4 protein-coding genes and 1 pseudogene are annotated in these 3995 nt (G+C 44.0%); 2 read left to right on the top strand and 3 right to left on the bottom strand.

Features of this window, described 5'->3' with window-relative positions; translation table 11 throughout:
- The 3 genes and pseudogenes from H6S82_RS21870 to H6S82_RS21860 form a co-directional block, all read right to left on the bottom strand.
- Nucleotides 1-503, bottom strand: a pseudogene (locus H6S82_RS21870) (glycine dehydrogenase (aminomethyl-transferring)); the annotation flags it as partial.
- A 225-nt stretch (nucleotides 504-728) separates the two neighbouring features.
- Nucleotides 729-1118: a glycine cleavage system protein GcvH gene (gene gcvH / locus H6S82_RS21865; RefSeq protein ID WP_190462635.1), complete on the bottom strand. Its 390-nt coding sequence runs from the start codon at nucleotides 1116-1118 to the stop codon at nucleotides 729-731.
- A gap of 163 nt (nucleotides 1119-1281) precedes the next feature.
- Nucleotides 1282-1923, bottom strand: coding sequence for an S-layer family protein (locus tag H6S82_RS21860; protein WP_190462633.1), 642 nt, complete (start codon nucleotides 1921-1923; stop codon nucleotides 1282-1284).
- Between the two features lie 157 nt (nucleotides 1924-2080).
- Between H6S82_RS21860 and H6S82_RS21855 the strand changes: the two genes are divergently transcribed.
- Both H6S82_RS21855 and H6S82_RS21850 read left to right on the top strand, forming a co-directional pair.
- Nucleotides 2081-2266, top strand: coding sequence for a hypothetical protein (locus tag H6S82_RS21855; protein ID WP_190462632.1), 186 nt, complete (start codon nucleotides 2081-2083; stop codon nucleotides 2264-2266).
- A gap of 193 nt (nucleotides 2267-2459) precedes the next feature.
- Nucleotides 2460-3995, top strand: a 1536-nt coding sequence (locus tag H6S82_RS21850) for an iron uptake porin (RefSeq protein ID WP_347339527.1), incomplete at its 3' end; no start/stop codon positions are given.

The following is a 3995-nucleotide window of genomic DNA, read 5'->3' as shown; positions in this document are numbered from 1 at the left end:
TGAGAAACAAAGAAAGCTTTTGCCTTATTTTTAGATAAACCATAACTCATGGTCATGGCTTCTGCGGCTGCTGTTGCTTCATCTAATAAAGAAGCGTTGGCTATTTCTAAGCCGGTCAAGTCAATTACCATTGTCTGGAAATTCAGCAGCGCTTCGAGTCGTCCTTGGGCGATTTCGGCTTGATAGGGCGTGTAGGCGGTGTACCAACCGGGATTTTCGAGGATATTGCGTTGAATGACGGGCGGGGTAATGCAATTGTAATAGCCCATACCGATGAGCGATCGAAACACCTGGTTTTTCGAGGCGATTTCTTTTAATTCAGCTAAGGCGGCGTACTCGCTGCGGGCTGCTGGTAATTGTAGCGGTTGTTTCAGCCGGATTGCTGGCGGTACGGCGCGATCGATCAAAGCATCCAGGGTCGGCAGTCCCAATACTGCGAGCATTTGCTCCATTTTATCGGGAGTCAGCCCTATATGCCGCCACAGAAAAGAACTTGACTCTATTTTGTTTTCTCCTAATTGCTGCTGACTGCCAGATTGCGTATAAGTGGTATAAGTCACCACAATTTCCTCTCTAGAATTGACTCCTTATTACTTTGTAACAAGAATTGAAAACTTAAGCAGATCGGAAAGGTAGGAAAAGTAGGGTGAGCAATGTCTGGTAAAATCGGTGTTAACAAATCGCTTCTGCGATCGTGGGCATTGCCCACCCTACTTTACCTAAAATCCCTAATCGCCATCTACCAGTGCGCGATAGTCATCAGCAGTCATAGCATCGTCTACTTCACCTGGGTCATTGACGCGAACCTTAATTAACCAACCTTCGCCGTAGGGGTCATCCCCCAAAACTTCCGGGTCATCTAACAAGGGGTCGTTGCGTTCCACAACAGTACCCGTGACTGGGGAGTTTAACGTTTCAACTGCTTTGACGGACTCAACATTTCCGAAAGGTTCTCCCTTTGTCACTGCTTCGCCGATATCTGGGAATTCCACAAATACTATATCGCCCAGTTCTTTGACGGCAAAGGCGGTGATACCGATCGTCGCAATCTCGCCATCCAGTCGCACATACTCGTGGCTGTCGAGGTACTTCAGGTCATCGGGATATTCTAGAGACATTTCACTTCCTCACTATGCAAGAAAAAGATTCAGTTTTAGGTAGCTTCGCAAGCAGATTAAGTATTTGCACGCTGGTTATTAATACAGGTTTATCGATTTTTTTCTGCTCAAAGCTGACTCGAACAGCTTTTTAGTGTACTACTTTTCTCGGCTGCGATCGCTCTTACTCAAGCTCTATTACTGCACACGAACGGGGATTTAGGGAAGGCTGCGTTACGGTGGGTGCAGCAGCAGTGAGGGTAACTTGGCCATCTGGGGCGATAATCCATCCAGAAGCTTCCACAATTTCGGGGCTGGTAGGTGGGGACTGGTAAAGGGAAATAGGTTTTTTTGCTCGATTTTCTGGGTGTGCGGCTGTTGGTCTTAAATCCATCCAAACAGCTTCATCGGGGAGAGGATCTGTTGGACTTGGCGGTATCCCACCTCTACCGATGAAGATGAACGAGCTGCCTTCTCTGAGACTGCGAGTACAAGCAGAAACAATCAGTTTGGTAGTATCGACGGTATTTTCTGGCAAGTCAAATAATCCATCATCGGGGTCAAGTTCCGGCGTATTGATGACCACAGTACCTTGCAATTGGGGTGCGTCCTGTTGGGAAATAGCGGTGATATCGCTTTGTAAAATGACTTTTCCTGCTTGCACTCGGATACTACCGCCACCAATACCAGAAGTATTTACTCTCGCACCGCCGGAAAGTTGGATATCACCAAAATTGCTGACATTCTCATATCCCACTGTTAAGTTTGGAGTCAGGGAAACAAAGCTATCTTTGACGCTGCTTAATTCAATTCGTCCCGAAGGCAATTACCTATTTGGGTAGCTTTTTCTGGTGATATCGCTGTTGATTGCAGTCAGATTTCAGGCTTGCATCTTTGATTTTCGAGCTATTTCTTACCACATCTAAAGGAGCGTCACTTCCAGGTTTTTCTGCGGATTACTATTTGAGTAATTTTGTTTAATTTTGTTTCATAAGAAATCGCGATCGCGTAGCGGTGCGGATGCACTATCGCTGCTATTCAAAGGTATGCACAATCAAATTCTTTTGTCAAGGTATAGTACCGACAGGCAAAAACCTTTAGTGAAAATCAGCCCCATCCCAAACAAGCTTACTCCTTTCCCGCTCAAACCGCTCAAAGCTTATGTATAATGCCAGCCAGGTGCAGAAGAGAGAAATAATGGCCGATAATATTGTCATCGTGAGAGATTACTATGGCAATAAATCAATAGAAAATAATTGATGATTATCATAAATTTTTTTAAATCTCTAGTTATTGCATCATATGCAACGCCGGTTTAATATTACTGTACCGATGACTAGATTTTGTGTGTGAGGAATGCAGGTGAATTACTATCTACAAGGCATCAGAAAAATTTTTTTTCCTTTCCTAGCGCTTAGTGTTGTTCCACTCAACTCTCTTCCTGCTTTGGCTCAATTAGCTTCATCCGAAGCTCCACTTGGCCAAGTTACATCGGTTTCGCAATTATCAGATGTGAACCCGACCGATTGGGCATTTCAGGCACTACAGTCTTTGGTGGAACGCTATGGTTGCATTGAGGGCTATCCTGACAGAACTTTTCGCGGGAATCGTGCCCTGACCCGTTATGAATTTGCAGCGGGTTTAAATGCCTGTTTAAACAGGATAACTGAGTTGGTGGCAGCGACAAAACCAGACTCGATCGATAAAGAAGACTTAGCTACAATCGAAAAATTGCAGCAGGATTTTTCTGATGAACTAACAAAACTCCGAGGGCGAGTCGATGTTCTGGAAACTCGCACCGCTAAGTTAGAAAGACAACAATTTTCAACTACAACTAAGTTGAGTGGAGAAGCAATTTTTAGCATAGCGAGTGCCTATTCTGCTTACCCAGGTGGAAATCAAGATTTTATCAATAATACCAATGATGGAACGGGGGCAATACCCCAGGCAGGCAAAGATGCAAATATCGTTTTTAACAATCGCGTTCGACTCAACCTATTAACCAGTTTTTCCGGCAAAGATTTACTGATTACAGGACTTCAGGCTTACAATTTTGGTGGGGGACCGAGTGCGGCATTTCCTTCTTTTACAACTGGTGGTAGCCTTGCTGGAACACTAGGTTATGGCGATGTAGTTTTTGGGAATGCTAGTAATGTACGCTTATCATACGAACCGCAATTCCCAACAGTTAATCCTTCCACTCTTGAAACTACTGGTGGCAACAACAGCGTCCATCTTTATAAATTGCTCTACATTTTTCCTGTGGCAAACAACTTAACCTTATTTGCAGGAACTAATGCAGAAGTAACTGATGCTTTTCCATCAATTCTACCTTTTGCGGGAGAAGGACAAGGATCTATTTCTCGCTTCAGCAATCTACCAGCAGCGCAACGGGTATCTGGAGGTACTTCACAAACTGGATTAGCATCAGCCGCCGGATTTATCTGGAATATTTCCAACAAATTAGACTTGCGAGGGTTATATGGCTCGGTGCAAGCAAATCTTCCCACTAATGAAGGATTTCCCGGTACTCCTCTAGGAGCGGGTCTTTTTAATGGCAGTTATGTGGCGGCAACTCAACTAACAGTTAAACCATCCAAAAATCTCGATATTGGTCTGAATTACGCTCATAGTTATCACCAGATCAATATTTTGGGAACGGGACTAAGTTCATCTGATATTGGCTCGATATTGTTTGCACCCAATGCAAATGAATTAGCGAATGCTGGTGGGTCAGGTTTGGTAGCAATTGCTAATCAAGGAATTCAACTTGATACTTTCGGTAGTTCTGTTGCTTTTAAGTTGAATCCATCTGTTACTCTCGCTGGTTCATTTACTTACATTTTTAGTAATCTCACTGATGTTGATGCCTCGACTAATTTTATGAGTTGGTTAGTT

It is taken from the genome of Planktothrix sp. FACHB-1355 (assembly GCF_014748295.1).
Taxonomy (GTDB): Bacteria; Cyanobacteriota; Cyanobacteriia; order Cyanobacteriales; family Aerosakkonemataceae; genus Aerosakkonema; species Aerosakkonema funiforme_A.
Note: the sequence above shows the minus strand (reverse complement) of the source record. Positions and strands in the feature narration are given on the sequence as shown.